The organism is Undibacterium sp. FW305-107 (genome assembly GCF_058788535.1).
Window position 1 is genome coordinate 240,246 of record NZ_JBYTAV010000001.1, and the last position, 26,325, is coordinate 266,570.

General features: G+C 49.8%; 31 protein-coding genes. 15 read left to right on the plus strand and 16 right to left on the minus strand.

Annotation, left to right across the window (positions count from 1 at the left end; all coding sequences use genetic code 11):
- Nucleotides 1-94: 94 nt before the first annotated feature.
- Nucleotides 95-1,261: an energy transducer TonB gene (locus tag AC3WQT_RS01105; RefSeq protein WP_492701409.1), complete on the plus strand. Its 1,167-nt coding sequence runs from the start codon at nucleotides 95-97 to the stop codon at nucleotides 1,259-1,261.
- A 286-nt stretch (nucleotides 1,262-1,547) separates the two neighbouring features.
- Here AC3WQT_RS01105 and AC3WQT_RS01110 read toward each other — a convergent pair whose 3' ends face one another.
- Nucleotides 1,548-2,000 (minus strand): GNAT family N-acetyltransferase, encoded by a 453-nt coding sequence (locus tag AC3WQT_RS01110; RefSeq protein ID WP_492701411.1) that lies wholly within the window; start codon nucleotides 1,998-2,000, stop codon nucleotides 1,548-1,550.
- A 283-nt stretch (nucleotides 2,001-2,283) separates the two neighbouring features.
- On the opposite strand from AC3WQT_RS01110, the gene AC3WQT_RS01115 reads away from it, so the two are divergent.
- Entirely contained in the window at nucleotides 2,284-2,823 is a 540-nt protein-coding gene (locus AC3WQT_RS01115; protein ID WP_492701413.1) for a DUF4399 domain-containing protein, read from the plus strand.
- A gap of 279 nt (nucleotides 2,824-3,102) precedes the next feature.
- Here AC3WQT_RS01115 and AC3WQT_RS01120 read toward each other — a convergent pair whose 3' ends face one another.
- The gene (locus tag AC3WQT_RS01120; protein WP_492701415.1) at nucleotides 3,103-3,423 is read right to left on the minus strand and encodes a hypothetical protein; all 321 of its coding nucleotides are present in this window, start codon (nucleotides 3,421-3,423) and stop codon (nucleotides 3,103-3,105) included.
- Between the two features lie 111 nt (nucleotides 3,424-3,534).
- Nucleotides 3,535-3,858, minus strand: coding sequence for a hypothetical protein (locus AC3WQT_RS01125; protein ID WP_492701417.1), 324 nt, complete (start codon nucleotides 3,856-3,858; stop codon nucleotides 3,535-3,537).
- Between the two features lie 664 nt (nucleotides 3,859-4,522).
- Here AC3WQT_RS01125 and AC3WQT_RS01130 point away from each other — a divergent pair.
- A complete protein-coding gene (locus AC3WQT_RS01130; RefSeq protein ID WP_492701419.1) occupies nucleotides 4,523-5,236 on the plus strand; it encodes a GNAT family N-acetyltransferase in 714 nt (237 codons plus the stop codon).
- A gap of 140 nt (nucleotides 5,237-5,376) precedes the next feature.
- On the opposite strand, the gene AC3WQT_RS01135 is transcribed toward AC3WQT_RS01130, so the two are convergent.
- The 13 genes from AC3WQT_RS01135 to AC3WQT_RS01195 form a co-directional block, all read right to left on the minus strand.
- Nucleotides 5,377-5,775, minus strand: a complete 399-nt coding sequence (locus AC3WQT_RS01135) for a hypothetical protein (protein ID WP_492701421.1) — start codon at nucleotides 5,773-5,775, stop codon at nucleotides 5,377-5,379.
- Between the two features lie 530 nt (nucleotides 5,776-6,305).
- The gene (locus AC3WQT_RS01140) at nucleotides 6,306-6,998 is read right to left on the minus strand and encodes a hypothetical protein (RefSeq protein WP_492701423.1); all 693 of its coding nucleotides are present in this window, start codon (nucleotides 6,996-6,998) and stop codon (nucleotides 6,306-6,308) included.
- A gap of 217 nt (nucleotides 6,999-7,215) precedes the next feature.
- Nucleotides 7,216-8,916, minus strand: coding sequence for a DUF2515 family protein (locus tag AC3WQT_RS01145; RefSeq protein ID WP_492701425.1), 1,701 nt, complete (start codon nucleotides 8,914-8,916; stop codon nucleotides 7,216-7,218).
- A 162-nt stretch (nucleotides 8,917-9,078) separates the two neighbouring features.
- A complete protein-coding gene (locus AC3WQT_RS01150; protein WP_492701427.1) occupies nucleotides 9,079-9,207 on the minus strand; it encodes a hypothetical protein in 129 nt (42 codons plus the stop codon).
- Nucleotides 9,208-9,694: 487 nt separating this feature from the next.
- Entirely contained in the window at nucleotides 9,695-10,126 is a 432-nt protein-coding gene (locus tag AC3WQT_RS01155) for a hypothetical protein (RefSeq protein ID WP_492701429.1), read from the minus strand.
- Between the two features lie 120 nt (nucleotides 10,127-10,246).
- Nucleotides 10,247-10,858, minus strand: coding sequence for a hypothetical protein (locus AC3WQT_RS01160; RefSeq protein WP_492701431.1), 612 nt, complete (start codon nucleotides 10,856-10,858; stop codon nucleotides 10,247-10,249).
- 123 nt (nucleotides 10,859-10,981) lie between these two features.
- On the minus strand, nucleotides 10,982-11,413 hold the full coding sequence (locus AC3WQT_RS01165) for a hypothetical protein (protein WP_492701433.1): 432 nt from the start codon (nucleotides 11,411-11,413) through the stop codon (nucleotides 10,982-10,984).
- A gap of 41 nt (nucleotides 11,414-11,454) precedes the next feature.
- Nucleotides 11,455-11,682, minus strand: coding sequence for a hypothetical protein (locus tag AC3WQT_RS01170; protein ID WP_492701435.1), 228 nt, complete (start codon nucleotides 11,680-11,682; stop codon nucleotides 11,455-11,457).
- A 649-nt stretch (nucleotides 11,683-12,331) separates the two neighbouring features.
- Nucleotides 12,332-12,763 carry a hypothetical protein gene (locus tag AC3WQT_RS01175; protein ID WP_492701437.1) on the minus strand — a complete coding sequence of 144 codons (432 nt, stop codon included), beginning with the start codon at nucleotides 12,761-12,763 and terminating at the stop codon, nucleotides 12,332-12,334.
- Nucleotides 12,764-12,943: 180 nt separating this feature from the next.
- Nucleotides 12,944-14,491 (minus strand): hypothetical protein, encoded by a 1,548-nt coding sequence (locus AC3WQT_RS01180; protein WP_492701439.1) that lies wholly within the window; start codon nucleotides 14,489-14,491, stop codon nucleotides 12,944-12,946.
- A gap of 310 nt (nucleotides 14,492-14,801) precedes the next feature.
- Nucleotides 14,802-15,227: a hypothetical protein gene (locus AC3WQT_RS01185; RefSeq protein ID WP_492701441.1), complete on the minus strand. Its 426-nt coding sequence runs from the start codon at nucleotides 15,225-15,227 to the stop codon at nucleotides 14,802-14,804.
- A 264-nt stretch (nucleotides 15,228-15,491) separates the two neighbouring features.
- Nucleotides 15,492-16,280, minus strand: coding sequence for an ATP-binding protein (locus tag AC3WQT_RS01190; protein WP_492701443.1), 789 nt, complete (start codon nucleotides 16,278-16,280; stop codon nucleotides 15,492-15,494).
- Nucleotides 16,267-17,133 (minus strand): hypothetical protein, encoded by an 867-nt coding sequence (locus tag AC3WQT_RS01195; RefSeq protein WP_492701445.1) that lies wholly within the window; start codon nucleotides 17,131-17,133, stop codon nucleotides 16,267-16,269. The genes AC3WQT_RS01190 and AC3WQT_RS01195 overlap by 14 nt, the downstream gene beginning before the upstream one ends.
- Nucleotides 17,134-18,085: 952 nt before the next feature.
- Here AC3WQT_RS01195 and AC3WQT_RS01200 point away from each other — a divergent pair.
- The 12 genes from AC3WQT_RS01200 to AC3WQT_RS01255 all read left to right on the plus strand — a co-directional run bounded on the left by AC3WQT_RS01200 (nucleotide 18,086) and on the right by AC3WQT_RS01255 (nucleotide 26,189).
- Nucleotides 18,086-18,778, plus strand: coding sequence for a LexA family transcriptional regulator (locus tag AC3WQT_RS01200; protein ID WP_492701447.1), 693 nt, complete (start codon nucleotides 18,086-18,088; stop codon nucleotides 18,776-18,778).
- 170 nt (nucleotides 18,779-18,948) lie between these two features.
- Nucleotides 18,949-19,521, plus strand: coding sequence for a GNAT family N-acetyltransferase (locus AC3WQT_RS01205; protein ID WP_492701449.1), 573 nt, complete (start codon nucleotides 18,949-18,951; stop codon nucleotides 19,519-19,521).
- Between the two features lie 117 nt (nucleotides 19,522-19,638).
- Nucleotides 19,639-20,061: an SRPBCC family protein gene (locus AC3WQT_RS01210; protein WP_492701451.1), complete on the plus strand. Its 423-nt coding sequence runs from the start codon at nucleotides 19,639-19,641 to the stop codon at nucleotides 20,059-20,061.
- Nucleotides 20,062-20,455: 394 nt separating this feature from the next.
- Nucleotides 20,456-20,671 (plus strand): hypothetical protein, encoded by a 216-nt coding sequence (locus AC3WQT_RS01215; protein WP_492701453.1) that lies wholly within the window; start codon nucleotides 20,456-20,458, stop codon nucleotides 20,669-20,671.
- 373 nt (nucleotides 20,672-21,044) lie between these two features.
- Nucleotides 21,045-21,350, plus strand: coding sequence for a hypothetical protein (locus AC3WQT_RS01220; protein WP_492701455.1), 306 nt, complete (start codon nucleotides 21,045-21,047; stop codon nucleotides 21,348-21,350).
- Complete coding sequence (locus tag AC3WQT_RS01225; protein ID WP_492701457.1) at nucleotides 21,347-21,661, plus strand: hypothetical protein; 315 nt, start codon at nucleotides 21,347-21,349, stop codon at nucleotides 21,659-21,661. Before AC3WQT_RS01220 ends, AC3WQT_RS01225 begins: the two co-directional genes overlap by 4 nt.
- Nucleotides 21,658-21,786: a hypothetical protein gene (locus AC3WQT_RS01230; RefSeq protein WP_423009173.1), complete on the plus strand. Its 129-nt coding sequence runs from the start codon at nucleotides 21,658-21,660 to the stop codon at nucleotides 21,784-21,786. The genes AC3WQT_RS01225 and AC3WQT_RS01230 overlap by 4 nt, the downstream gene beginning before the upstream one ends.
- Before the next feature lie 32 nt (nucleotides 21,787-21,818).
- Nucleotides 21,819-22,253 (plus strand): single-stranded DNA-binding protein, encoded by a 435-nt coding sequence (gene ssb, locus AC3WQT_RS01235; protein ID WP_492702511.1) that lies wholly within the window; start codon nucleotides 21,819-21,821, stop codon nucleotides 22,251-22,253.
- A 96-nt stretch (nucleotides 22,254-22,349) separates the two neighbouring features.
- Nucleotides 22,350-22,661 carry a hypothetical protein gene (locus AC3WQT_RS01240; protein ID WP_423012319.1) on the plus strand — a complete coding sequence of 104 codons (312 nt, stop codon included), beginning with the start codon at nucleotides 22,350-22,352 and terminating at the stop codon, nucleotides 22,659-22,661.
- Between the two features lie 480 nt (nucleotides 22,662-23,141).
- Nucleotides 23,142-24,893, plus strand: a complete 1,752-nt coding sequence (locus tag AC3WQT_RS01245) for a hypothetical protein (protein WP_492701459.1) — start codon at nucleotides 23,142-23,144, stop codon at nucleotides 24,891-24,893.
- A 3-nt stretch (nucleotides 24,894-24,896) separates the two neighbouring features.
- Nucleotides 24,897-25,292, plus strand: coding sequence for a hypothetical protein (locus AC3WQT_RS01250; protein WP_492701461.1), 396 nt, complete (start codon nucleotides 24,897-24,899; stop codon nucleotides 25,290-25,292).
- 132 nt (nucleotides 25,293-25,424) lie between these two features.
- The gene (locus tag AC3WQT_RS01255; protein WP_492701463.1) at nucleotides 25,425-26,189 is read left to right on the plus strand and encodes a hypothetical protein; all 765 of its coding nucleotides are present in this window, start codon (nucleotides 25,425-25,427) and stop codon (nucleotides 26,187-26,189) included.
- The last annotated feature ends 136 nt before the right edge of the window (nucleotides 26,190-26,325 follow it).

Genomic DNA, 26,325 nt, shown 5'->3' on the forward strand with positions numbered 1-26,325 from the left:
TGCGTACGATCACGCTTTGCTAATCGTACCTACATAACATCTACTCACGATCTCTACCGCAAACATACTCTAAAAAATCTCCCTGGATACTCCCATGTTTTTACGCTTTACAAAAAATGCTATTTCCATCCTGACTTTGAGCTTGTCAGTCAGCGCAAGTGCGGCCGCGCCGGTTGACGCTGCGCAGTTTCAGGCTTATCTACACCAGCAGATAGACAGTGAAGGTGCGTATGCGATTATTCCCTTGTATCCAAATGAGCAGACAATAAAATTGGCCCATACCGTGCTGGACAAGCTCTGGCAAGACAGTGCCTATCGTGACAATATGCGTGCGTGGCTGGAAAAAAACAAGGCAGACGTGATGGAAGACTTGCTCGCCAACTGGCGCAAGCATTATCAAAAAGCCTTTGTCAGCAGCTTTGACTTTGTGGATGATGACAGTCTTTCCTTGCTGTGGCGCATGAACGGCCCCAATGCAATCTATGCGATGAACCGAGAAAACTGCCAGACCTATAGCCCGGCGCAAGTGGAGAGTTTCGTCACTGAAGAGCGTCAGCGATTGCTCAATGACAATGCGGACAAGCTCGGCATCTCACTGCCAAAGGCATTGCACACTGAATTTGTCCGGCTAAATACACCGCGCCCTGGAGACCGGCCTGTCGACACGCTGATCGCAAAAATCGCCACGCGCAGCTTGCATGCCATCGCCTTGCAATGGCCGGAGGCGGATGCCAAACGCATTATTGAGCGTTTCTCTTATGGCGCAAAACAACCAACACCACAAGAGTATTGTGAAATGCTATGGGTCGTCAGCCACGCCATCAATGACAGCAAGCTGGATAATTCCAAAGACCTGGTCTCATCCCTCCTCCTGCGCGTCAGCGTGACAGGGGCTGGCTATACCAAAGATTTTGAGCGGGCCAACGCAACAGGGCGCGCCAAACCAGCCATAGAAGGCTTCAAGCCCGGCAATGCTTTTGTGTATTACCCCGGGCTGGTCGTGACAAACAAGGCCAGCGGCGCCGTCACTTATCTGATTAATATTGATGACAAGGGCCAGGTCAGCGATGTCAGCGTCGAATCCAGCGCAGTGAAACCGGCCACACTGAAAAGCATAGATGGTTCCAGCCATAAGACAGACACCCTGCTGCTCAAGGTCGTCGATGCCTATTTCCGTGCAGGATCGTTTGTGCCTAAGGTACAAGATGGCAAAGCTGTCGCTTATAAAGTATCAGTGCCTTTTACCTGGCGTGCAGAATAGGATAAGCTGAGGGTCGGCAGTGGTATGTACTGTAAATGCTTTCGGTAAAATCTTTATGGGATGGGCTGGAGCGGATAATGCAATCCGGGGCCTTGCAAGTGTAGCCCGCACAAATACTATCAGCTACGTAAATGCGATCAACGCAGCACAATCACCGCATGCCTGCAACAAGAACAAATTCCCGTTCAAAGTTACCGTGACATACGGCGCATTTCAATGCGCCGTATGAATCGCCGTACGCTGAAAAAATCAACAATATCTGTTACATGTAAAACGCCACAGTTCTTCAGTCTCCCCCAAGTCTTAACACATACCCGGACGCGCTGAAGCTTTCATTGCCGGCCAGCTTGCCTTGCGAGTGTTCGGCGATCCTGAAGCCTTCGCTCAGGTAAAGGGCGAGTGCGGCTTCGTTGCCGAGCAAGACTTCGGTGTCGAGTTTGCCGTTGTGGATCTGGATGGCGTGACGCAGCAACTGCCTGCCTATGCCTTGCTTGAAGCTGGCCGGGTCTACGTAAAGCCAGGTCAGTTCGCCTTCACTCCAGGCGGCAAAGCCTTGTACCTGGCCGTCAAGTTCTGCCACGACGATGTCGCCGTCGAACAGGCCTTCGTTCTTGCCGGTTTGCTCCAGCGTCAGGTAGGCGTCTGGCAAACCCGCTGCCTGCAGTTCAAACACGCGCGCTGCGTCGTGGATGGCGCACAGGCGTGGCCAGTCGCTGCTTAAATAAGTTCGTATATTCATATGGTCGTCCGTAAGATTGGATCAATTGCAAAATCAGATCGCCATGTGCAATGCCGCACCATGTGCATGGTGTGCACATTGCCTGCGCTAGCGCAAACGTCCTGTCTGCGAGACACAGTTGCAATCTGATTGCTGTCGTTAACTGCACGGGCATTAGAAATTGCGTATTTCCTGGCCCTGCGCATGTTCTTACCGACTATACGAACATAAAAAACATTGTCATCCCTTTGTTAATTTCTATAATAAAATCTGTTTTCCGGCCCATCCACAGAGAGGCATCCAGATGAAACTTCAGTTCAAAAAAACCTATGCACCTTACCTGGCGGCACTGCTGGCCCTGCCCTGCCTGACATTTTCTGCCGACAAGGGCAAACCTGCGCCAACCATCAATACGCCGGACACTACCGTCTGCAGCAGCAATGCCGTAGAACGCACACTGCCATTTCCGGTTGGTGACAAGGCTTTGTATTTCCTTAACCTGCGCGATGGTGACAAAGTACGCTCGCCTTTCAGGGTGGCGTTTTCAGTCTCGGGCATGGGTGTCGCGCCTGTGCAGGCGGGCAATATTGATGGCACTGGCCATCACCATATCCTGATCGACCTGGATCTGCCGCAAGACATCAAAAAACCGATTCCCTTTGATAGTGCTGAAGAATACCAGCACCAGCATTATAAACATTTTGGCAAAGGCGAAACAGAAACCGTGCTGAACCTGCCGCCCGGCAAACACAAGCTGCGCCTGATGTTCGCCAACCACCAGCATGTACCTTATTACATTGCCAGCAAAGAAGTCAATATCGAGGTGCTGGCGAGCAAGGGGTAAATCAAAACCTGGACGGAAAGTGCAAGGTTCAAGCGACCACTCTATCGTGGTCGTTTTTTTTACTCGCCACCGGTATGGGCTGCAGAACCTGCCCCCAACCGTCATTCCTGCACAGGCAAGTATCCATCTGATCGAGGTTGAAAAAGCCTGGGCAGCGGGATTATTCTTAGCCGCGTAAACACAAAAAAATCGACGTGCGATCCAAAGTGGAAGGCACGTCGATCTCTTCAGTTGCAACCCTCATGGCTGTTATAGCCACCTGGGTGCAGGCTTAGCGGCTTACTTCGATGCTGCCGGGGCAGCGGCTGCTGCTGGTGCTGGTGCTGCCTTGGCATCGTCCGCTTTCTTGTCCTTTTTGGCATGCTTGGCATGCTTCACTTTTTTCTCTACCGCAGGTTTGGCTTCTGCCGCAGGCTTTGCCTCTGCTGCCGGTGCTGGTGTGGCGGCCATTGCGGATGCAGGCGCTGCTTTGGCTGCCGGTGCCGGTGTGCTGGCAACTGCAGAGGCAGATGCTGCCTTGGCTGGTGCGGCAGGCGTTTGTGCAAATGCGCTACCCATCAAAACAGTAGAAGCGATCAGGGCAGTAATGAGCTTGTTCATGGTGAGATTCCTTACATTATGTGAGCGTTTTAAATCTGTGTTTTTTTATCCGGCAGCTAATGCTGCCGGTGTACATACCTGGTGCAAATTCTTGCTACTGGCGATTGAAACTTATTTCGATGCTGCGCTGGCTGCGGCGGATGCAGATGCTGGTTTCAATTCAATTTTTTTCATGTCTTTGCTGGCGTGCTTGTCATGCTTGGCGGCCTTGTCAGTCACGGGCTTGGTGTCTGCCGGTGTTGCTGGTGTAGATGCTGTTGCAGAGGCAGAAGCGGCTACTACTTTAGCTGCCGGAGCAGATTTCGCTACGCTGGCTGCTGCGGCAGCTGTTGCTGGTTTGGATGCAGCTGTAGCAGATGCGCTGGCTGGTGTTTGTGCAAATGCGCTACCCATAACAACTGTGGAAGCGATGATGGCGGTGATCAGTTTGTTCATGATATTTCCCTCTTTATGTTTTGGGTTGCTTGCTTGGTTTGTATTTCGTTTTTGCGTTTCGTAGTCACGCTACGTAAGCCAAAAACGCCGCCCGGATACTTTGCGTTGACGCGAAAAACCACAGAGCACGAGGCTTAGTGTTGTTGTTCTAAACGACATGCCGCCTGTCAACCGGATGCCATGCTCATGCGTTACGCGCGTAGGAACATAAGAAAAACGACGCCTGCTTGCTGCATGGCGTCGTTTTTTTTGGGCGGTCATAACGCGTAGGGTGCGTTGTAACGCACCGTCCAGGAAGATAGCTATGTAGAGAGGGGAAATATTACATAAATAATTTTCATTGTATTTATATAAAACGATCAAATTTTTGATACGGCTTTTGTGGTGCGTTATAACGCACCCTACTGACTGTATGGCGTCGTTTTTTTTGAGGGATAATCGCAGCACGCCGTACCAACTTAAACGCAGCCGTGACGTAGGGCGCAATATATTGCGCCTCACGTTACGGCTACGTCACTGCTATGTTCATCGTTGGGATATACGCACCGGCTTTCCTTCTGTCCGTGACCTCCTCCTGATGTCCAGACAGCATCCGGCTTGTCACCACGGCAGCCATGCAAGCTGGGTATAATTAAGCAACCAACGCACACTCAGGGACAAATCAATGAGAGCACATCTCGATGCACAACACCAAGGCAATCGGTATGCAAATTATCCAGAAGATGAGCATGCCGCCTCGCTACAGGCAGACCCTGAGCTGGTCGGGCGCTGGCTCAAGGGCTGGGCGCTGGCACGAGGCATCGCCCAGCCTGTCGCTGCGCATGGTGGCTGGCGTGTCGATGTAGGCTGGCCCGAGCAAAAGGCACGTCATGTCTTCCCTGGCCTGTTGCCAGGCATCGCAGACCTGGCGCGCACCATCAGCGAACCCTTCATTTTCTTGAAAACCTGCGCCTCCGCTGCCGCACTACGGGCCATACTGCCTGCCCACTGGATCATGCAGCGTCCCGGTTATATGATGACGCTGGCGACCCGCATGCCAACAGCGCCGGATTTGCCAGCGGAATATAAACTCGATATCACACTGGCACAGTCCATCTCCATGGTGCGGGTGCTGACGGCAGAGGGTGAAGTGGCCGCTTCCGGACGCATCGTATTCGTCGATGGGCTCGCCATCTATGACAGCATAGAAACGCAAGCGCCACATCAGCGGCGCGGCCTGGGGCGTGTGCTCATGAAGCAACTGGAAGCCATCGCCACAGAGCGCGGTATCGACGGCGGCGCACTGGTGGCGACGCCTCAGGGCCGGGCACTGTATGCCAGCCTGGGTTGGGAATTGCATTCACTGTACAGCACCGCCGTCATCCAGGCAGCTGTCTGAAACTATCACAAGCGCTGGAAAAAACTGGCACTGCCTGCCCCAAGTATGCACAGTCCGAACCGGCTCTTTGCGATCTTTTGCGAAGCATCATTGCAAAAGTGGCGCATGCAGCGACAGGTTCAACACACCAGGCTATCTGCTTAGCAAGTCCAGTAAATCCTTTTGCGCAAGTCAATCACGTCGGGGCCATCGCTACAGCCACCAACATCCCTGGCATAGCGGTCGTCCTTGCTGGTGCCTATGATCCATTGTTTCGAGGCTGCATGCCACATCAGCGTGCCCTCGGCAATGACCCCTTTGGGAAAAACTTCCGATGCGCGCCGGTTGATCAAGACGATATGATGGCCACGAATTTTGGCAGTCAGCACCAGGCTGGGCATGTTGGGTTGTTCTGCAAATCTGTGCTTGAACGTATATTGTCCAGACTGGAGCGGCAACGGCGGCGCGGCTGCAACTGTGCTTGTGCAGATGGCCAATGCGAACATCGCGATCAGGGCTTTTATTCCACGGACAAGCATGTGCTTCTTTTTTGATGACATCACTTTCCCATTCAAGCCCGCGTAGGTACGATTAGCGCAGCGTCATCGTACGCATGTGAGCCGCAACTCTATTTACTGATTAAAAAGCACGACGGCTTTTTGATATTGGGTCAAGTATACATCGCACTCGTGCAGGGATGGATAAATGACGAATACAAGATTTGCTTGAGGTCTTTGCTTATTGATGGCACTGCATGCGTACGATGACGCTGCGCTAATCGTACCTACACCGGCTGCCGTCTTTGCCCTTGATGATATACCCCATTCATGCCAGTGGGGCGTGCCGCGCGCGCAGGGTGTTAAAATTCTCACGCAAATCATGGTGATAAATAAGGCGTATGGCATGCAACATATTGTAATGCACACTGCGTCAACTTGTGCATCACACGCGTACGATGACGTTGCACCAATCGTATCTACATGGGCTGTGCTGTGTTTTGCCCGATTGATGAAATCAGGCTAGTCCTGCCGCGCAAACATGCTCCCCGCCCGCAGTCATCCCGCTTTTCGACAGGCTTATTTTTTGACGATCATTTTTTTGATATCTCAAATTGCAAAGTGTAATCTCCAGGCCTTCCTCCAGTTGCTTCCAGGCACAGGCGGTAATCCGGTCTATTGAAGCATCCCCTGTGACTGATACCAAATTGTTCACTGGGCGACAACCAGGCCATTATCTCATCAGAGATTGTTTGCGGAATTATGCTTTCAGTGAAGTCGCCGCTTTTTTGTTCTTCCTTGCGCTTGAGATAACCTGCAAGCTCTTCTTTGCTAAAGCCTTGTTTGATACTGCCATCGATTGATTTCACTTTCCTGCTATTCGGATAGGTAGACACCCCGATATTTTTTGCTTTTGCCCGAAATTCAGTCTTATCAGAGAGACGAACCGTCAAATAGAAAATAATGCCATCACAATAATATTCATTATCGAACCCGGTTACTTTAAAACAGTGTGCTTTTTCTTGCGACATGATTGTGTCTATCGTCGTGCTCTCGTCCACCGTCACATTGATATGGGCGGGCCAAATACGTTTAATCAGGAAAATGCTTGTTGGCACAAAGACGCAGAGCGACAAAACCCCAATAATGACCGACTTATAAAGTTTGGTTCTGCGCCTTTTGTAGGCATAGACAAGACCAAACCCTGATGCAAGGTAAGCCGCCGCCCAGAAACATAGAAAAAAAAATCCCACATAAACGAGTTCAAGACCCATTCCCCCCATCATATATTCGCCCCTTCCGCATTAATGATGCTGTCAAGCTGAGGAGCTGCCTTTTTTTGAAATTTCATCAATACTCCTTTCAGACTGAAATTGCTTTTATTGTTGTAATCAGTGTAGCGTAAATGCGTGCATCATGCTTTTTATCATAGCAGCGATGATAGCCATGCGTACGATCACGCTACACTTTCTACCTACATCCCGGACAGGTTCTTTGCCTCCATTACTTTGATATTTTCATATATGGCACGAGCTCAGATGGGATTTGATACAGATTTCTAGGGTCGGTCATTTTCTGAATTTGTTGGCGCGTTATGTCACGTGTCGCGGGGCCATTGTATCTACCTGTAAACTGATCCAGTCCCTTGCCGGCATAAGCCCAGCGATCATCAAAATTAGAGAGATCAATGCTTTTATCCGTTGGTGAAATTTCAAAATAGCCGGGCTCCCCCTTTTGACCAACATGCACATCCAATGGCAGTATTCGTGAACCGGTAGCACCGTTGATCCATGCGCCTCCGCTCATCATTGGTTCACTATACATTTTTTGAAGAACGTTTTTTTGTTCGTGATAAAGCATTTTTTTAGCTGAAATAGCACGAAGTATTTCTGCCCGCTCAGGGTCTTTGGTTTCCTGACTGACTTGAAGCGCTTCAAATGCCTCTCTCATTTCATCTTTCATGCCAATATCTTTGGCAATAGAGAGTAATTTAGCGACACCATGCTGCTGATAAAAGCGCAGATACGGCGTAATGTCTTCAAATACTTGCTTATTTCCTTCAGCAAGGTTATCAAAGGCCATGCCAGGCATGGAAGAGCTATCCAATCCTCTATCAGGTGTGGCCGATAAAAAATATTTACCTTCAACTGACTCACCTCTATTTCTCAAAGACCGCTTGGCAAGCCACGCGAGTGCGGCACGAACTTCGTTCGATGCAAATGGCGCGAGACCAGTCCAACCCAATTCCGGATTTTTTTTATTGATATCTGCGTAGGTGGTAATGTAAATGGAATTTTGGTCAAATCCCTTACTAAAGATATCGCCACCGTGTTTCTCTTCCAATTTCCGACCGACATCCTTGATGCCTTCTTTAATGCCGTTAAATGATGAGATGAGTTCGCTTTTACTGGGTTGCCTGGCGCCATTCCCAACGCTGGCCTGCGCGTTTGATTGTTCAGCTTGCTGTCGTTGCGCAGATTCAATAGCCTGCTGCCTTGCAGACGTATCATCAGCAATAAACTGGCCACCTGCACGCAGGTTCGCATTGCTGATGTTATCCGGAATAGTCAAGACGCGTCCAACTGGCAAATTGCGTGCGCCATCGACGGAAGTTGCTAGCCCATTCTGAGCAAGGATGGACATCCCTGCCCGGCCATCATTAAAATATTGCTTACCGAGCAGCGAGGGATTATCACCACGCCGGATAGTGTGTTTACGAGGTGCAAATCTGAGGTCTGCAGCATTACCGAGCAAGTCATCTATCTTGAACGGGATATTGACTCCGCTTTCTACTTCTTCTCGCGTCAAGGCGGGCATGCCACGCAATCTTCTAACGTCTCCTTGCAGGGACAGGCTTCCTACATCCTCAGGACGAATCCTTTCTGTAAGACTTGCGCCCAAAGAATAATCTGGCAAGAATTTAACGCTATCGTCATCTGCTACTTTCTCTCTGCCATACGGGGTATATGTTGGATTGCCTTCTTGCAGGTCATCAGGATTAATGATGCCGAAGCGATTTTCCTGCGGAGCCGAAGTATCAAATCTGCTGAGTAATCCCGTATTTCGCCGGGTTAAATTTTGCGCAGCAGAAGATTCGCTGTTTGTCTCGCCATTATCCGACATGGTATTCAACAGCCAGCTCTTCGCGGGGGTGTTGGCTTGCAGGTATTCACGACCGAAGCCACCAGCGTCAGTAGTGGACATGCTGTCTCCTCTTGTCATCAGCCTGACACCAGTGCTTGCCGGGGAGAGCTGGCTGCCCATGTCAGCGAACAATGGCAGCCTGTAGCTGCCTTCATCATTGTCGGCCCTGCCCATGGCGGTGCCGGATGGCAAAAGACGGATGCTGGGGTCGAGGTCTGAGAGTTACAAATCATCTGCCATGTTACTGGCATAGTCTTGCGCGTTGAAATTATCGTAGCCGTCAAGATCATCAAAATCGGGGATGTGGTAGTACAGGCCGTCGCGGCCGCGTATGCTGCTTGTGTTTGGCATGGTTGTTCCTTATATGTTTTTGAATGGAGATGCAGGCTTGTTGCCTTGTTGTGGCATTGCTGTTGCGCATGGCGATGCGCCCTGCACTACAGCAATTGCTTCCTGTAGGAGCGGCGTTAGCCGCGAAGCTTGCGACCCTTGCAAGCATTCACAGCTAAAGCCGCTCCCGCAGAAACTCTTCTCCTGCATCAAGAGCTTGATACAGCGATATGACGCAGTTTTTGGCATATCCTATTTTTTGTTCATTGCCGTGATGTAGGGCGCAATATATTGCGCCGCATGTGCACTTGGCATACGGCAAAGATGTTTTTCGAGAGAATGCGGTGATCACATACGGCGCATTGCAATGCGCCCTACGTCAAGGAAATTGCTGCCCGCAAGAACGGCTTCGGGCGCGAAAAATAAGTATGATAAGCATTTGCGGCTAAAGCCCCCCCCCTACGGGAACATGCGCGATTTGAAAATGCAGGTGTTCGTATTTGCCAGCTCACACGCCCCATTCAGCTAGTATGACTTTAAAGTCCGGAGAGATATCAAATCCTGGTAGCCAGTCGTCTTCAGGATAGGCATCAAGTCTCACATAAAAACTGCCATCTTCGTGCAAATATAAACAAGAGATTGGCGCGTTGAGGAGTCGGTAATCAGGATGCTTTTTTCGCCACTCCTCAGTTGGAGCATCAGGAAAATTAGATGAGGCAATGATTTCAGGCAGCCGTGCAATCAACTCTGCAAATATGTCCATTTGCGCTACGCTTGGTTCGTGGCTCTTTGCCCGTATTCTGATCGGGTAATCAATACCACGCAAAAGTGCATCTGCAATCCAATCATTATGTTCGGCGCGGTACCTGTACTGACCGACCAGCGGGTGACTTATCCAGCCCGGGTTTTGGGTTTGAGAGACATGATTTTTTTCGTTCATTTATTTCTCCTTGCCAGTGAAATGTGGAGATTTTTGCACTGCGATTGTATAGATACATCAACTTCTTATCGCTTTCGAAATTGACATTGACATCGGCAAAACAACGTTCAGGATGTTTGTCTACTCGTTCAATTCTTTCAATATCTCTGATATCATCTTTCTCACTTCGTCATCTTTGTCATGGATAAACGGCTGCAATAAGCTTGAGTTGTCTGGTCGATGTGAGTATGCAATGATCGGTATTGCATGTACCAGACATATGGCTGGAAGCTGGTTTAAAAGTTCAGCAGTTTCATCTGCAATCAAGTGTGTTAAATCCCCATTGTCGAATACTGTTGCAAGCAGATTGAATATGCTCTCATTGACAGCTGGATCAGCTTCATGTTTGAGTTGATTCATTAATTGCTTCACGATAGATTCCAGATCTGTCGGGTTCACCTCCCCATAAACAATGAGGTCGTTTAACTCATCAATGAGCAAATCGCGCTCTTTATACCCAGGGTTGCTGATTCTGTTCATCAAGTCGCTCATTGTCCACCTTTCTTTGATTTCAATTTGCGCTTGGCGTGGTTCGTTTCCCTCTGCGGTTATCCTGATTGGATAGTCAATGCCGTACACGGCAGTGTGAGCATTCCAATCGCCCAAGGATCTTCGCCTGAATTGTCCGAACAGAGGGTGGGGAATCAGTTCAGGATTCCAGTATGAGGGTTCTAAATTTGTTTGATTTGACATCTGATTTTTTTCTGATATTGGGTACGCTAATTGTATCTACGCAGGCTACTCTCAATTCCTGCTCCCTTGAACCAGATCCGATATAACACCAAATCAACACCAAATTAACACCAAATTTTTTGCTTATACAACCCACGCGGCTTCTCTAACTTTGAAATCGGGAAAGATTTTAAATGCAGGGGACCAGTCATCTTCAGGATAGGCATCGAGACAGACATAAAAGCTACCATCTTCGTACAAATACAAAACAGAAATTCGTGCGTTGACTAGCCGATAATCAGGGTGCTTTATCATCCATTCATTGGTTGGTGCCTCAGGCAAGTTGGAAGAAGCAATGATGTCAGGGAGGCGCGCAAGCAATTTGATCATGCTGTCGATTTGCACAGCTGTCGGCGCTTTACCAGGGGCGTATACATCAATCGGATAGTTGTGATTGCCAACAGGCGTCTCGGCAAACCAAGAATTGGATTTGATATTTTGTACGTATTGACCAACAAGCGGGTGATCTATCAAGCCTGCTCTAGTGTCTTGTGATTCTGAATTATCTTCGTTCATTTATTTTTCCTTGTCAGTGAAATGTGGGGCTTCCTGCACTGCTATTGCTCAGCTTCATGTTTGAGTTGATTCATTAATTGCTTCACGATAGATTCCAGATCTGTCGGGTTCACCTCCCCATAAACAATGAGGTCGTTTAACTCATCAATGAGCAAATCGCGCTCTTTATACCCAGGGTTGCTGATTCTGTTCATCAAGTCGTTCATTGTCCACCTTTCTTTGATTTCATTAAGCCCGCGTAGATACAAGCGCAGCGTAATCGTACGCATGTGAGCCGCAACTCTATTTACTGATTGAAAAGCACGACGGCTTTTTGATATTGGATCAAGTATACACCGCACTCGTGCACGGATGGATCAATGACGAATACAGTATTTGCTTGAGGTCTTTGGTTATTGATGGCACTGCATGCGTACGATTACGCTGCGCTAATCGTACCTACGCGGACTGAATCCCCCCCAATCAGCCAATGTGACTTTGAATTCGGGAGAGATATCAAACATAGGGATCCAGTCGTCTTCAGGATAGGCAGCAAAACTCAAAAAAAACTGCCATCCTCGTGCATACGAATAAATGAGATTCGTGCGCTGGCAAGCCGGTATTCAGGGTGCTTGCTCCTCCATTCATCCGTGGGCGCATCCGATAAATTGGAAGAAGCAATGATTTCAGGCAACCTTGCAATCAATTCTGCAAACCTGTCAATTTGCACTTTGGAGGGTTCGGTTCCCTTTGCCCGTATTCTGATCTGGTAATCAATACCACGCACAGATGCATCCGCAATCCAGTTATTGTGTTCGGCACAGTACCTGTACTGACCAACCAGGGGGTGACTTATCCAATCCGGGTTTTGGGTTTGTGGGGCATGATTTTTTCGTTCATTTTCTTTTCTTTACTAAAGTAAAGATAATTTTCAGTGCCTCAAACACCCCATATAGCTTCCGTGACGATAAAGTCCGGGGATATGCCAAATATTGGCCCCCAGTCGTCTTCAGGAAAGGCATCGAGAAAAATAACAAAACTGTGGTCTTTACGTAAGGACAAATACCCAATCTTTGCATCAAGCAAGCGATAATCGGGGTGCTTGTTCCGCCACTCTTCAGTTGGGGCATCAGGCAAATTTGATGAGGCAATGATTTCAGGCAGCCTCGCAATCAACTCTGCAAATGTGTCCATTTGCGCTTGAATCGGTTCGCTTCCCATTGCATTTATCGAAACAGGATAATCTATCCCATGTACTTTTGCTTCTGCAATCCAGTCATTGTGTTCGGCGCGGTACCTGTACTGACCAACCAGTGGGTGACTTATCCAATCCGGGTTTTGGTTTTGTGGGACATGATTTTTTTCGTTCATTTTCTTCTCTAGAATAATGAGTCTTTGCATTGTCGATATTCTTCATCAACAAGAATTTTTTGATACGAATATTCTACACGGTATGCATTTTCAACGTTTAGCCGTACCTGCTACTATGCACACCGCCTCCAATGAGGAGGCGACGGAAAATTCATCGCGAATTGGCGATATAAGTTATTTCTATCTTGTTGAAGGAACTACTCCCACATCCTGATCCCGATAACCAACGCCAAAATAGCGATTGATCGAACCACAATTCTGGCAGGCGGCTCTGATATTGCCTGTAGGATCATGTAGCTGGGCTGCTCCCATAAAGCCCCACGGTTGGTCATTATTATTCAATATCTGGGAAAAAACCTGAGGTTCGGCGCAGGTGCCGCGAAATCCTGCGGTATCTGGATGTAAATTGTTTTGGTCGATCAGCTCTTTTACGAAAGAATTCTCTATTGACGGAATCTTTAATTTTCCTCGAGGGTTAATGCTATATCCGAGTTTCACTCCCCCTGCCTTGTCAATGAAAGCGGTTACCATTCCTGATTTTGCGTCGTTTTGCACTTCTTTCACCGCTTGTTGTGCCAAAAACTCAGCATTCGCCTGGTTGGGAAATATCGTGATTTTATCCAGCTGCGTCCTCCAGTCAGCTGGTAAATCAGCTTTTGAAAAAGTGCGTTGTTCCTTAAGCCCGGCTTCTGACATGAAGCCGCTTTCAGGTCGCATGCTGTCGCGAATTGCATTCACTCTACTACTGAAGCCTGAATTTGTATTAAAAAAATTCGCTCTGCGAGATGGAGGAACTGTATTGCTTCCCCATAATTGTTGACTGTCATAAGTAGTACTACTTCGCGGTCTACCAACCCTTGCCCCTGCAATATCAAGCCCTATGGCGCCAAGCTGATTTGCGGATTCGACTTGTTCTTCATTTCCGCCAAACAGGCGGGTATAAAAGCCGGGAGCATTAAAAATTGGCCCAAGCAAAGCGAGTTCGAGATTGTTCTTTACTCTCAGCTTTGCCGCATAGTCGGTCCTGTCCAATTCCATGCGTTCATTCGGCCTCCCGGCATGTAGCATTCGTAAAGAATCGGGCATCCTTGATTGATCGGGAGTTTCGAACTTTCTCAACTGCGGCATTTCATCGGTCAATTCCTGCCAATAGTAATAACCCGCTGGTGGTGGCGACCATTTTTTAGAAAATTTTGCTTTACCCGCACCCGGTCCAAAAATGGTGACATCTTCTGGTAACGGTGTCGTTTCAGGCTTGTCGTAAGGTGTTGCCCAGCTCATGGCGCCGGTATCGCGGTCTGTAAAACTTGGTGGTCCTTGCTTCGCGATGATCCCGGGCAAGGAATCAAACATATTGCCTGGGTCGCTTTGTCCTGGCGTGGCACGAGAAAATAAATCCTGCACCGGTGTGTAGATTTGTGGACTGCCGCCATAGAAGTGGTCATCTGCGGCAGCTCGCCTGATGTCCATATCTGCTGGCGAGATGCGGCTGCCCCAGTCAGCAGAAAACGGCAGGCTGTAGCGGTCTTCATCACTACCACCTCTACTGACAATGGTATTGGGCTTCAAGCGGGGAATGTTGGGCCCCAGGTCTGACAATTGCAGATCGTCTGCCAGATTCTGGTTGTAAGCTCGTGGATCGAAATCATCGTAGCCGTCAAGCTCGTCAAAATCGGGGATGTGGTAGTACAGGCCGTCGCGGCCGCGTATGCTGCTTCTGTTTGGCATGGTTGTTCCTTATGTGTTTTTGAATGGGGATGCAAGCTTGTTGCCTTGTTGTGGCATTGTTGTTGCGCATGGCGATGCGCCCTGCACTACGGCAATTGCCCAGTGCAAGGTGCGCCGTGCGTCCCTGTGTTGATTTGGATATTTGAAAAAAAATGACCGGAAATGGTACGGGTGGTGCGGGTGGTGCGGGTGGTACGAGTAGTACGGGTGGTGCGAGTAGTACGGGTGGTGCGTGTGATGCGATGTAGTGCGCACGGCGCACACTACTGGATATGAGTCAGTAAAGTGCGCGTGGTTTATTGTGCCGGGCTTACAAAACCAGCTTGCGTTCTTCGACGAGGTATTGCAGTTCGTCCAGCGCGTTGATAAAGGCTTCTTGCGGGTCTAGCCTGGGATACTTCCAGAAGTTCATCAGGCCCAGGTGTTTGCAGATGGCCCAGTAGGTCCAGGGTTGTTCGAGGCGCAGGTCGTTGATGAGGCAGTCTATCTCTTTGACTTTTTTCTCTCTTTCCATATCCCAGACGGCGTGGCAATCGTCACTGGCAACGCAATAATTGCTGAGGGCGTTTTTGCCGATGATGCCGCCACCGATGCCGGTGTCGCGGGCGATTTCTGCGTGGTTGTTGTTCATCCACATGGCCCATTGGTCCAGCCAATAGGTCAGCAGGTCTTTTTGTTCCTTTTGTGGGTCATTGTTTTTGGTAACTGTGTGTGCAAAATTCTGACGTGCGTTCATGCTTGCTCCTTGTTATGCATGGGCTGTAGAGGTGTTGCTTGCGTATTTTTTAAAACTTTAAAACCTTAAGATCTCTCAACACAGAGGTACGGGGAAAGGCTGGGCGCATGTTTGTTGTGTAGGTTGGGCCGGGCCTCGCTAGGCTACGCTTTACCGGCCCAACCTACGTATCTACCAACGCTTCAATTTCTCAACGGCTTTGCATTTCTCGGTGTTAACTCTGTGTCTCTGTGCCTCTGTGGTGAGTGGTTTTGACGATCTATATCAAACCACCCGCCGGTACGAATCCCAATCAAACACCACGGCTTTACCACCGCCTTCGCGTAGCCTGTCCATGGCGCGGGGGCCGATGTAGCGTTCGAGTTCTGCCAGCCCCAGGTTGCTGATGAGGATGCTGGGTTTCATGACTTCGTAGCGGCCATTGATGATGTCGAAGAGCAGCATTTTTTCTGTCTCGCTGCCGAACTGCACGCCGACTTCGTCGAGTATCAATAAATCTGGTTCAACAAATTCCTGTATCAATTCCGCCTCGGTGTGAGGGCTGTCGCGGCGGTAGCTTTCTTTGATGCGGCGTACTGCTTTTAAAACGGAGCTCATCACGGCCTGCTTGCCTGCATCCATGATGTGCCTGGCGATGCCCACCGCCAGATGGGTTTTGCCTGTGCCGACGCTGCCGCAAAAGATCAGGCTGCGGCCCGTTTTGAGGACAGCATCAAACTCTTGCGCATAGGCCTGGCAATTGCGCAATGCCTGCTCTGCAGCGGCGCAGGTCGGGTGATAATTTTGCAGGTTGCGTTCTGCAAAGCGTGCCGGAATGGCGGCACGGCCGAGGCGTTTTTTCCACAGTGCGGCTTGTTGCGCTTGCCGTTGTTGGCGGATGCTGGCCTGGCGTTGTTGTGCATCGCTGGCTTCTTGGCATTGCTCGCAGGCAGACCAGATGCCGGACTTGTGCGAGTAGGCGGTGTAGCTACCGTGCTGCTGGCATTGCCTTTGCTCGCTGCCAAGCTGCATACCGCCGACGCGGACAAAACTGCTGCTGTCAGAATGAACCATCCTGGGCTATCCCCTGTGTGTAGTTGGTGTTGGCAAACCCTGTGTGCTTGCTGCTGGCGGGTGGTGCCTGATGCTCAGGCATGCTCCAGTCGGCCTTGTAGTGCTCGTAAGGGCCAAAGAAGGTCGCAGCATGCTTGACGAACCTGGGTGCCTGCCCGCTGGCGGCGATGTAGGCGGCATAACGCTTGACGCCATCGACCATGAGGGTTGCATCGACACCATCACGCCGTCGTGCCAGCCAGGCTTGCCAGGCTTCTTTTTTGCTGGCACCGGGTCGGCGTGGATAGGCTTGCCAGGCGGTTTCGAATTCGGCAGGGCATTCGTCGAATTTGCCTGATTTTTTTGGCTTGGCAGCGGCCGTTTTTTTATCGGCAATATCCTGGCGAGGCAAAGCCGTGACAGCTTCAGGGTTAAGGGAATCAGGAATCCGGTTAAGGGGATCAGGAATCAGGTTAAGGGAATCAGCCGGGCCAGTTCCGGTTAACTCTGGTGCTGGCATCATGCCTGGCACGGTCATCATCTGGTGCTGGTCTGGTGCCGGAATGAGGCTGTCATTTTCTTTGACGTGCGGGTTTTGGTGCGCATCCCATTTGCAGATCTGGATATAGTGATTGTCACCCACCACATAACGATGAATGAAGCCACGCGCATCAAGTATGCTGAGCAGGCAATCCACATCACAGTCGTCATAAGGCAAGACCTTGGCCTTGATTTTTTTGACGCGGTCTTCCAGCCGTCCTGCTCTGTCGGCAATGGTCCAGAGGCCGACAAACAATAAACGCCCGAGGGCGGGTATGTCTGCCAGCACATCATTGGTAAAAAAACCGGGTTTGATATTTCTTGCGCGTGCCATCTCAGCATTTTCCTTTTATCACTTTAAGACCTTAAAAATTGCAGCTTTCGCTACCCACCACGACATAATTTGCAATACGTATACACAGGCTGGTTCTGCGCATTGCAAAACTGCCGTATCGAGCGCATTTGTCCACGCCCGTGACGACAACGCGGGCCTTTGCATAAACGGCGTGGTGTGATGGTGTGGGTGGGGGAAATCACCCGGTTGTCCAGATGCTGCCAGTCGGTGGTTGCGGGTGACTGGCTCAGCATAGGCAGACCTTTGTTTGTGTTGATGCGTATGCGGATACTTGATCTGTTCCGCAGGCTTGCCCCAACAGGCGTGCGCGTGCGAACACCTGACGCAGGATGTCATTTTGTATTTTCATGTTGTCGTCGTGTGGCTGCCTGGGCAGCTTGGTTTGTGTTTTTTAAACAGGGAAGACCTCTGAACACAGAGACACAGAGGGGGCACAGAGGGGCACAGAGAAAAGCGAAACGTTAGTAAAACGAGAGTGTTGGCAAGTGCGTAGGTTGGGCTGGTAAAACGTAGCCTAGCGAGGCCCGGCCCAACCTACAGATACAGCGCACCTTCGCCTTCGCTTTTCTCTATGCCTCTGTTTCGAGAGGTCTTCATCGTAAAATTTATGCCCCTTGCATGAGGGGCCTCGGTCGCTGAAAACGCGACAAAATAATCAGCCGGATCGCCAGAACAAAAGGCGGCTGATGGTGGCCGGGGAATCCCGGCGGATAAGTAGATAGTTAAACAGCATTCGCGCGGTAATGAATCAAGGCAGGCGAACGGCTAGTATGTTTATTTGATCGGGATTATTGAATTTATACAGTGGGCGGCTTGTTTAAAGTAAACGAGCTCATCCCCACAAACTCAATTATATACACTTTCGTATTGCGATCCAAGTTTTTTTCGTATTGTTCTTGGCATTTTTTATGCGATAACGCATAATGCGCTCATGGACGCGAAAACTAATATCAAATACCTCATGGATAAGTCGGGCATGAACCCGACTTCGTTGGCAACTGCCCTGGAAAAAATGTTCCCTGATGAAGTCAGGGTGCCGCAGGCGACGATATTCCGTATCGTCGAGGGCATCACCAAGGACCCGCGCACTTCGTCGCTGGCGCCGATTGCCAAGTTCTTTAATGTCAGCCTGTCAGACTTGCGCAGCAAGGATTTGCGCGGCTATGAATCAAACCAGCCAGCTGCGGCCAATGATGAGCATGTCGGCATTGCTGCTATTAATTACTATGCAGCCAAAGGTTCATGCGGTGGCGGCGCACATAATGAAGATGCCGAACCCAAGGGCCAGCTGATTAAAGAAGTCGGCTTTTTCAAGAAATACGGCGTCAAGGCAGAAAACCTGGCTGCCATCTATGCCGATGGCAGCTCGATGGCTGACTTTATCGTCGATGGCGACATGGTCATCATCGACCAGACCAAGACTGAACCGCAAAGCGGCAAGATCTTTGCCATCCAGCATCCTGACGGCCTGCGCATCAAGCAACTTCGCCGCGAAATCGATGGCACCTGGGTCCTGGAAAGCCGCAACCCTGACAAGCGCACTTATCCCGATGAGCGCATCACACCTGAAAACGTGGGCCTGCTGAAGATCATCGGGCGCTTTGTATACAGGCAAGGCGGTTGATCAATGCCCCTGAAAGTGCGGTATGAAGGGGCGGTATATGGCGGTATATATATGTAGCACCGCAGTGTCATCTCAATGTCGCCGCACTTTCCCATGCTGATTTGCTATGATAGGCACTCATTCAGAGTGCTATGCCCCTGCTCACCATCATGATTGGATGATCAAGTCTCATGCAAACCAAGTTGCCACATCCCCTCCACACTCCGCGCCTGATCGTGCGCACGATAGAAGAAGGCGATCTGCCTGATTTGTTCCAGGTATTTTCTGACGATACCGTCACCCGCTTTTTGCCCTATATCACCTGGCAAGACACGCTTGCTGCCCATAGCTGGTATCAGCGTGCCAAGGACATGGCGGCGCAGGCAAGTGCCTTGCAATGCGTGATCGTTGATAAAGAAAGTAACAAGGTCATCGGCTCTTGCCTGCTGTTCCGCTTTGATACCGACAGTGAGCGGGCCGAAATCGGCTATGCCCTGGCCCAATCGCACTGGGGCGGCGGCTACATGGCAGAAGCCGTGCGCGCCCTGCTCAAGCATGCTTTTGGCGAGATGGGTATCAACCGCATAGAAGCTGAAGTTGATCCGCGCAACCCCGCCTCTGCCCAGCTTTTGAAGAAACTGGGCTTTGTCCAGGAAGGTTTGCTGCGCCAGCGCTGGAAGATGAAGGGCGAAATCAAGGACACCTGGATGTTTGGCCTGCTGCGGGATGAATGGCAGGCGCAGGCAGCAAACCGGCCTGCTTGAAGCTGCTGGTGTGCTGCTGAGTGGAGCTTGACCTCAGCAATTTATTCACTGCTTCCACTGTATTCACCATATCCAACTACACTACAGACTTAGCAAACTACATCAAGGAAGACGCATATGACTACTTTCTTCACCTCGCGCGACATCCCTTCCCCCCCTGAGCAAGTCTTCGCCGCCATCAGCGACCCGCAACGCCTGGCGCGCTGGTGGGGGCCTGCTGGTTTCACCAATACTTTCAGCATCTGCGAGTTCAAACCTGGCGGCCAGTGGTCTTTCATCATGCATGGGCCGGATGACAAGAACTATCTCAACGAAAGCCAGTTTGCCGAGATAGAAGCCCCCAGCAGGGTCGTCGTGCAACACGTTTCAGAACCCCGGTTCCGCCTGACCATTACCTTGGCACCATCGGCGACGGGCACCCTGGTGTCGTGGTCGCAGGTTTTTGAAAACCCGGACATCGCCAACAGCATTGAGCATATTGTCGTACCGGCGAATGAGCAGAATCTTGACCGGCTGACGGTGGAAGTGATGGGGGATTAAACCCAACTTGGGAACCCTCGTTAGACAAAACTGCACAGTAAATTTATAGATATGTCGATAGTATTTAAAAAATCGACATATTGATTCTATATGCCGACGTGACCAGCATATAAGGGTTTCTTCTCTTATAGCGCCTATCTACCTCTGTGTGCGTCTCACTGCAAAAACTGACATTCTTTAATTCTGTCCGTGGTGCAAGACGCATAACCCACAGAGCAAGCATTTCACTGCCCGCTTCAGCCAATTTCTTTATACCAAATCCAGCACTTTCCGCGTTTACATATAACCAACAATTCCATACGAAATCATACTTTTCAATACAATTTCGTATTGACTCGTTTAATACAAAAGCGTATAGTTCTATACATGGTCAGACAAACAAAGAAAGCGACAAATGAGCACGCAAACTTATTTCGGATTGCCTAAAACTTACTATGCCCAGCCTGCCACTGCATCTACTGCGGTGCTCATGAACGGGCAAAACCTGATCGACGCCTTTGCAGAATGCAGTATGGAACAATGCGACAAACTGGCCAGCATGCTGGACCAGGGGCGATATGAAAACTTTGGCCGGATGATGGCGAAGGTTTTATCAGACTGGCAGCAGTAATCTCAATAATCACAACACTATCCAACTGATCCGCATCTGATCATATTGCGCACACAAAAGTATACGCTGGTGAAATTGGGTCGCGGCCAATTTCGCGCTTGCCGGGGTCAGCGTCCGGCACCTTGTCTGCGCTGGCCTTGCATATTCTGCTGCCGCGTTCACCCGCGGCGGGCAAGGCCAGCGCATCACATTGTCACCAGTTTTTTCAGCATCAACAGCCAGCCGCAATGGCCAGCTATAGCAGCAACAGTTTTACCCTGCAGATTTACATCCAGCAGACTTACATCCAGCAACTAACACCTATTTTTTAACACGAGAACGAGTGCGTTTTTTCGCTGTGTACGCGCTCGCCCAAAATTTTGTGAGGACTAGTATGAAAACATCCCTGACAGACTGGCTGGTCACTGCCCTGGCGTACATCGTCATCTGCGCCGTGCTCAGCATCATCAATAATGAAGAAGACAAACAACCCGGCACAGAGCAGCCTGAACAACAGGCAGCGCCTGCCAGCAAGGCCGCCGCGACACTGCATGCCTCAGTGAGTGCATCAGTGAATGCACAGCTCACGACAAAAATAACGGCACAACAAATGAGTATGCCACGCGCTGAACGCAGCGACCTGCGCCAACTGGCGCAAGAGGCAGAACGCATGACTGGCTTTGGCGCGAGTGTGCAATGAAACATAGCCGCCAATTACACGCCGTCGGCAATGCCTTGTTCGATGCGCGCAGCAGCCAGTGCATGGCGATTGCCTATGGTTGGCAGGCCGAGGCGCATTACGATGCCAACGGCAAGATCTGCAACCCGGATGCCCTGCAACCGTCTGACGAAGCCATTGCCAATGCCCGCCTGTGGGCGATGGCACCAGAGCTGCTGGACAAGGCACAGGCCCTGGCTGCAAAACTGCCACAAGATAATCACTGGTTTGCCGCCGATGAAGCGCAAGCCCTGCGTCAACTTTGCCAGACTTTAGAGAAAACCAGCACATGAACGATACACACGCCCTCATCAACCACCTGCACATGCGTGTGCGCATCATGTGCGCGGTCTACCGCATGATCAGGAACCTGGGTTACAGCCGCCTGGCGGCATGCAAGACAGCATTGCAACACTGAACGATTTTTCTTACCGCAAGGCGACAACACACATGGCATCTGTCAATAAAGTTATCCTCGTCGGCAACCTGGGCCGCGACCCTGAAACCCGTTATGCCCCCAGTGGCGAAGCCATTAGCAGCATCACCATCGCCACCGCCGACAGCTGGAAAGACAAGTCCACTGGCGAGCGCAAAGAGCGCACTGAATGGCACCGCATCAGCTTCTTTGGCCGCCTGGCAGAAGTGGTAGGCATGCACCTCAAAAAAGGGGCATCCGTCTACATCGAAGGCAGCCTGCGCACACGCAAATACAAAGACAAGGATGGTGCAGAAAAATCCATCACCGAAGTACGCGGCGACACCATGCAGATGCTGGGCAGCAGGCCAGCGCCGGCCGGTGGTGCTGATGGCACACCCGCAAGAACACCCCAGCCAGCCCGCGCCCCTGAGACCTGGGACAACATGGATGATGATTTGCCGTTTTGATCAGCACTAAAAACCAAACATATAAAAGTAATCGCAATCCCCTCCTCTTCAATGAGGAGGAAGTAACAACCCAAACAACCGCCGAAAGGACACATCATGAGAAACGACATCGCCGTACGCTATGCCCAGGTAGCGCAAATCCTGAGTGACAAATTCCTCTTCATTGAAGACATCATGCGCGAGTTGCGCACTTCAGAAAATTATGCCCGCAAGCTGGTTGCCGACCTGTGCTTTTCTGGTCACGTCGTACAACGCGCCATCCCCAACAACCGTGGCCGCAGCAAGCTGCAGTTTGGCTGGCACAGCGGCAAGCCAGCGCCCACCATCTACACCCGCCAGATCAAGCCCAGTGCAGAAAAAATCCGCCGCACTGATCCCTTGATGATTGCGCTGTATGGTGAAGCCTGACGACAATTCAAACACCCGGAGCATGGCCATGCCATGCAATCAACAAGTATCACCGTAGGAGCAGCTTTAGCCGCGAATGCTAGCAAGGGCCACCAGGTTCGCTGCTGAAACCACTCCTACAGACCGTAATTTCCGGATGGTAGGGCAGCGCCGCATGTAATTTACACATTTACCAGGTCAGTCTGCATGGTCGTGACCGATGCTTACATGCGGTGCGTTGCAACGCACCCTACTGGCTTTATGTGCTTCATGCGCTTTGATCCAGGCGAAGATGTAGGGCGCTTAGTAATGCGCCACAGGTAATTTCGCATTCCCTCGGGTCAATGCGCATAGGCGTGATCAACGCTTTCATGCAGTGCGTTGCAGGCACCCGACGCACTGCTTACAGAGCATCATTTAACAAGCATGCATGACATGGCATTTTTTCTGCCAGGCACATACTGGGTATAAACAAAAAAATCGCCACTTCACAGGAATATCATGGCAATCAAACGCATCATAGGCCAGGATGGCCTGCCCTACCTCATCAGCTCCCTGGATGAAGCTGGCGATGAACAGTACAGCGACTGGGCAGCCCCAGACCTGCCCTCATCCAGCCCAGGATTCTATACCTCCACCCTGCTCACTGAGAGCTATCCAGGGCAGCCCGGCAACCAGGGCCACATCAGGCTGATGCCATTTGCAGAAATCAACGACACCGGCGAGTATCAAAACCCGCGTATATACGACAGGCTGCCAGGTGGAAGCAGCAACTTCCAGTCATTTGCGCCATACAGCAGCGACAAAGAACAAACGCCAGGCCAGGCACCAGTCAAAGGTTTGTTATTGCGTGTTATGGCGGCGAATGATGAATCAGACGCGAATGAACCTGTGATGCAGGTAAACGATGTGGATAGATGGTCCCACAATTCTGTAAATGAACAGGAAGGTGAATATCCGTCTTCTGGACCTGCAGAGCAAGATGCAATGCCCGGAAAAATGGGGTTGCTCAATAGATTTTCTTATCCTGAATCAAAAGGCAGTAAGCCACAATTTATTTTACCCGGTGAATCGGAAAATGATGTCCCGATGATGCGAGTTCCTTATGAGGATCATATCGATCAACATGAGCATTTCACTGATTCACGCGTAGAGCAGCAACTGAATTCGCCAACTTTACTTCCATACAATAAAATTGAACAGGGTTTTTATTCCAATCACTTCAATAATTCAGATAACAATGAGTTACTCAATGAGATGAGTAAAGACATCAGCAGCTCATCCTGGGACAGTGGAAAAGGGCAATATCCTTTACTGGCTTCGAATGACCCTGTACAACTTTTGCAATGGGAAAAAAGCCCAGATTCGGAAAATAAAAAAGGCATACAGTATTATTTTGACGCTTTCAAAAAAGTCGACAAAGTAATGGATAAAGCATTGCTGGAAAAATGGAATGAAGGCTTACTTCGTAGTGCATTGAATCCAAATGAACTCAAACCTTTTCCTCTCGTTGCGCATCCAAAGACTAAAGAAGCACCTATTACCTTCAATGGAAACGAAGCCCCCACGCCTGAGTTTGTCAACGGATCAGAAATTCCAACAATTAATAGGGGGAAAGGCAGCGGTGTGTGGGGAGAAAATCCCCGAAGATTTTCTGAATTCGCGAAAAAAATTGCAATTCAAGCAGAATTGCCCTTTGTATCTATTGCGCTTCCAGATGCGACCAGGCACTTGCAGCATTATTTGGGCAATACGGGGGAAGATTACCAAGTTGACTTGAAAAGAATAGTAGAAACAACAGATGCTGGAAGAGAACTCTATTTATCGCAACGAAACGGTGCAATAAAATATGCAATAGAAAATGCCAAAGACGGTGTCCCTCTTGATTTTTCTTCCAAGCGCCTGGAGCAGCGAGTTTTTGCCGAAGGCACTGAAAACTGGTTTTATGCCAGTGGAAATTTTTCTGGGTATTCGCAATCCAAGGTAATAAGGAACGGCGATAACTTCAGCATGAAGTTCGAACTAAACTATATTGATCCCTACGATTGGGATAGAATAAAAACACCGCTTTTTAACGCCAAGGACATACTTGACAAAGATATGGCGGAGTTTCACAAACAAGGCATAGCAAAAGATTTTCTGTTGACTGGAAAACTACCGCTTATCATCACGTGGAAAGTCGGCAATGAAATGAATCCAACTGTAAAGATCGATCAAAGTAAAATGCCAAAACCAAGTCATCCTCAGAGATAAAACATGAACGCCATCCTGAAAAAAGTAGCGAGTATTCTTTTCTTGATATTGTTTGCCTTGCTCCCGCCGCTTGCCTTTATTTACTTCCTGTTCTATGAACCCGGAGAGCAAGTGCGCGAAATCTATTCATATGAAGATCAGAAAAAAAGAGGCGGCCATTATGTCACCATCTCATCTGATGGAACACACAAGCATGGATATTCTCATGAGGAAGATCGCTACGTATTGAATGTTTTCTTTTATCGACGATATATCAGCGTAGACATTTCGCTCATCAACCGGGATGAGGATATTATCTCTTACCTGAAAAAATGCCAGGTCATTGAAACAAATGATGGTATTACTTTTTTGCAGCCTAACGGTTATTCAACATTCATTCCCAAGTCGGAACTACCTTGATACAAGAACTCATTTGATCAATAGGGTGAAATGCGTTTGCCTCATAACGTGGGCTGGCCACCACATTAACCACATTAACCACATTAATTTGAAAATGACCAGGCATATGTCTCCTGTCTGATCATCAAGGATATGGCACATCATACGCGTACCGGCAAGAGTAAACATTCTGGCACTGAGCATGCGGCCTTCCATCCTGTCTGCGCCATCAGCGATGAGCAGATACGCAATGGCAGCAAGCGCCCATTGGCTTATGCCACTGCACGCATGGATGATGAGCATAAAATCATCCACATCAGCTTGCGCATGAACTATGGCAAGCCATCACTTGTTACCTGTCTGGCAGGACTAGCCACCAAACCCAGTGACGGGCAGTTTGAAAAATATGCGAGGCTGGCCGATGAAGGTATTGCACAATACTGGAGCAGAACCATCTCGCTCAAGGGCGAAGAATGGGCTGTTAAAGTAACTCCAGAAAAATCGGCAAAGGGAATGCCGCTGACACTGGCAAACCCGGGCAGCCCCCTGCTTGGCAACCTGAGCAGGCGCTCGCGCAATCCATATCCGTTTTTTACCGGCACACTGTATTTCGATGAGAACGACGGACCAGACCCTGAGCGCTCGTATGCCATGACAGCTGCACATGAAGTTGGCCATCCAATATTGACGCATGCATTTGGCGCGAAGTGGTCCTGGGGGCATGCAGGTACATCTACCATACTGGGCAGGAGGTATGACGCTGCTCCAGAATGTCCTGCGCAAGGCGAGATCAACCTGATGATTTACTACAATAGAAATACCAGCTGCGTCATTGATAGTGATAGTGTTTTTAACAGAACAATCGCGAGTGAAGACGACCTTAAAACACTCTTACATATTTCTGGCAGACTTAAGTAATATGTTGCCTGGTGTCGCGAAGGTGCGGCGCGTAGGGTGCGTTCTAACGCACCGCCTATGATGGTAAAAGAGGATGGCTGCAATTAGAAATCGGTGCGCCATAACATACACTACGCACTCTACACGTGCTTACTCT

Excerpts from the sequence above, each read along its gene's own strand:
- AC3WQT_RS01175 (WP_492701437.1), bottom strand. The coding sequence starts at position 12,763 with ATGAACGAAAAAAATCATGTCCCACAAAACCAAAACCCGGATTGGATA.
- AC3WQT_RS01110 (WP_492701411.1), bottom strand. The coding sequence starts at position 2,000 with ATGAATATACGAACTTATTTAAGCAGCGACTGGCCACGCCTGTGCGCC.
- AC3WQT_RS01125 (WP_492701417.1), bottom strand. The coding sequence starts at position 3,858 with ATGAACAAACTGATCACCGCCATCATCGCTTCCACAGTTGTTATGGGT.
- AC3WQT_RS01220 (WP_492701455.1), top strand. The coding sequence starts at position 21,045 with ATGAAAACATCCCTGACAGACTGGCTGGTCACTGCCCTGGCGTACATC.
- AC3WQT_RS01195 (WP_492701445.1), bottom strand. The coding sequence starts at position 17,133 with ATGGCACGCGCAAGAAATATCAAACCCGGTTTTTTTACCAATGATGTG.
- AC3WQT_RS01210 (WP_492701451.1), top strand. The coding sequence starts at position 19,639 with ATGACTACTTTCTTCACCTCGCGCGACATCCCTTCCCCCCCTGAGCAA.
- AC3WQT_RS01205 (WP_492701449.1), top strand. The coding sequence starts at position 18,949 with ATGCAAACCAAGTTGCCACATCCCCTCCACACTCCGCGCCTGATCGTG.
- AC3WQT_RS01140 (WP_492701423.1), bottom strand. The coding sequence starts at position 6,998 with ATGATGGGGGGAATGGGTCTTGAACTCGTTTATGTGGGATTTTTTTTT.
- AC3WQT_RS01135 (WP_492701421.1), bottom strand. The coding sequence starts at position 5,775 with ATGTCATCAAAAAAGAAGCACATGCTTGTCCGTGGAATAAAAGCCCTG.
- AC3WQT_RS01185 (WP_492701441.1), bottom strand. The coding sequence starts at position 15,227 with ATGAACGCACGTCAGAATTTTGCACACACAGTTACCAAAAACAATGAC.
- AC3WQT_RS01180 (WP_492701439.1), bottom strand. The coding sequence starts at position 14,491 with ATGCCAAACAGAAGCAGCATACGCGGCCGCGACGGCCTGTACTACCAC.
- AC3WQT_RS01190 (WP_492701443.1), bottom strand. The coding sequence starts at position 16,280 with ATGGTTCATTCTGACAGCAGCAGTTTTGTCCGCGTCGGCGGTATGCAG.
- AC3WQT_RS01155 (WP_492701429.1), bottom strand. The coding sequence starts at position 10,126 with ATGAACGAAAAAAATCATGTCTCTCAAACCCAAAACCCGGGCTGGATA.
- AC3WQT_RS01145 (WP_492701425.1), bottom strand. The coding sequence starts at position 8,916 with ATGTCCACTACTGACGCTGGTGGCTTCGGTCGTGAATACCTGCAAGCC.
- AC3WQT_RS01245 (WP_492701459.1), top strand. The coding sequence starts at position 23,142 with ATGGCAATCAAACGCATCATAGGCCAGGATGGCCTGCCCTACCTCATC.
- AC3WQT_RS01165 (WP_492701433.1), bottom strand. The coding sequence starts at position 11,413 with ATGAACGAAGATAATTCAGAATCACAAGACACTAGAGCAGGCTTGATA.
- AC3WQT_RS01150 (WP_492701427.1), bottom strand. The coding sequence starts at position 9,207 with ATGCCAAACACAAGCAGCATACGCGGCCGCGACGGCCTGTACTACCAC.
- ssb (WP_492702511.1), top strand. The coding sequence starts at position 21,819 with ATGGCATCTGTCAATAAAGTTATCCTCGTCGGCAACCTGGGCCGCGAC.
- AC3WQT_RS01130 (WP_492701419.1), top strand. The coding sequence starts at position 4,523 with ATGAGAGCACATCTCGATGCACAACACCAAGGCAATCGGTATGCAAAT.
- AC3WQT_RS01170 (WP_492701435.1), bottom strand. The coding sequence starts at position 11,682 with ATGCGTACGATTACGCTGCGCTTGTATCTACGCGGGCTTAATGAAATC.
- AC3WQT_RS01200 (WP_492701447.1), top strand. The coding sequence starts at position 18,086 with ATGGACGCGAAAACTAATATCAAATACCTCATGGATAAGTCGGGCATG.
- AC3WQT_RS01215 (WP_492701453.1), top strand. The coding sequence starts at position 20,456 with ATGAGCACGCAAACTTATTTCGGATTGCCTAAAACTTACTATGCCCAG.
- AC3WQT_RS01115 (WP_492701413.1), top strand. The coding sequence starts at position 2,284 with ATGAAACTTCAGTTCAAAAAAACCTATGCACCTTACCTGGCGGCACTG.
- AC3WQT_RS01240 (WP_423012319.1), top strand. The coding sequence starts at position 22,350 with ATGAGAAACGACATCGCCGTACGCTATGCCCAGGTAGCGCAAATCCTG.
- AC3WQT_RS01250 (WP_492701461.1), top strand. The coding sequence starts at position 24,897 with ATGAACGCCATCCTGAAAAAAGTAGCGAGTATTCTTTTCTTGATATTG.
- AC3WQT_RS01120 (WP_492701415.1), bottom strand. The coding sequence starts at position 3,423 with ATGAACAAGCTCATTACTGCCCTGATCGCTTCTACTGTTTTGATGGGT.
- AC3WQT_RS01160 (WP_492701431.1), bottom strand. The coding sequence starts at position 10,858 with ATGTCAAATCAAACAAATTTAGAACCCTCATACTGGAATCCTGAACTG.
- AC3WQT_RS01255 (WP_492701463.1), top strand. The coding sequence starts at position 25,425 with ATGGCACATCATACGCGTACCGGCAAGAGTAAACATTCTGGCACTGAG.
- AC3WQT_RS01230 (WP_423009173.1), top strand. The coding sequence starts at position 21,658 with ATGAACGATACACACGCCCTCATCAACCACCTGCACATGCGTGTGCGC.
- AC3WQT_RS01225 (WP_492701457.1), top strand. The coding sequence starts at position 21,347 with ATGAAACATAGCCGCCAATTACACGCCGTCGGCAATGCCTTGTTCGAT.
- AC3WQT_RS01105 (WP_492701409.1), top strand. The coding sequence starts at position 95 with ATGTTTTTACGCTTTACAAAAAATGCTATTTCCATCCTGACTTTGAGC.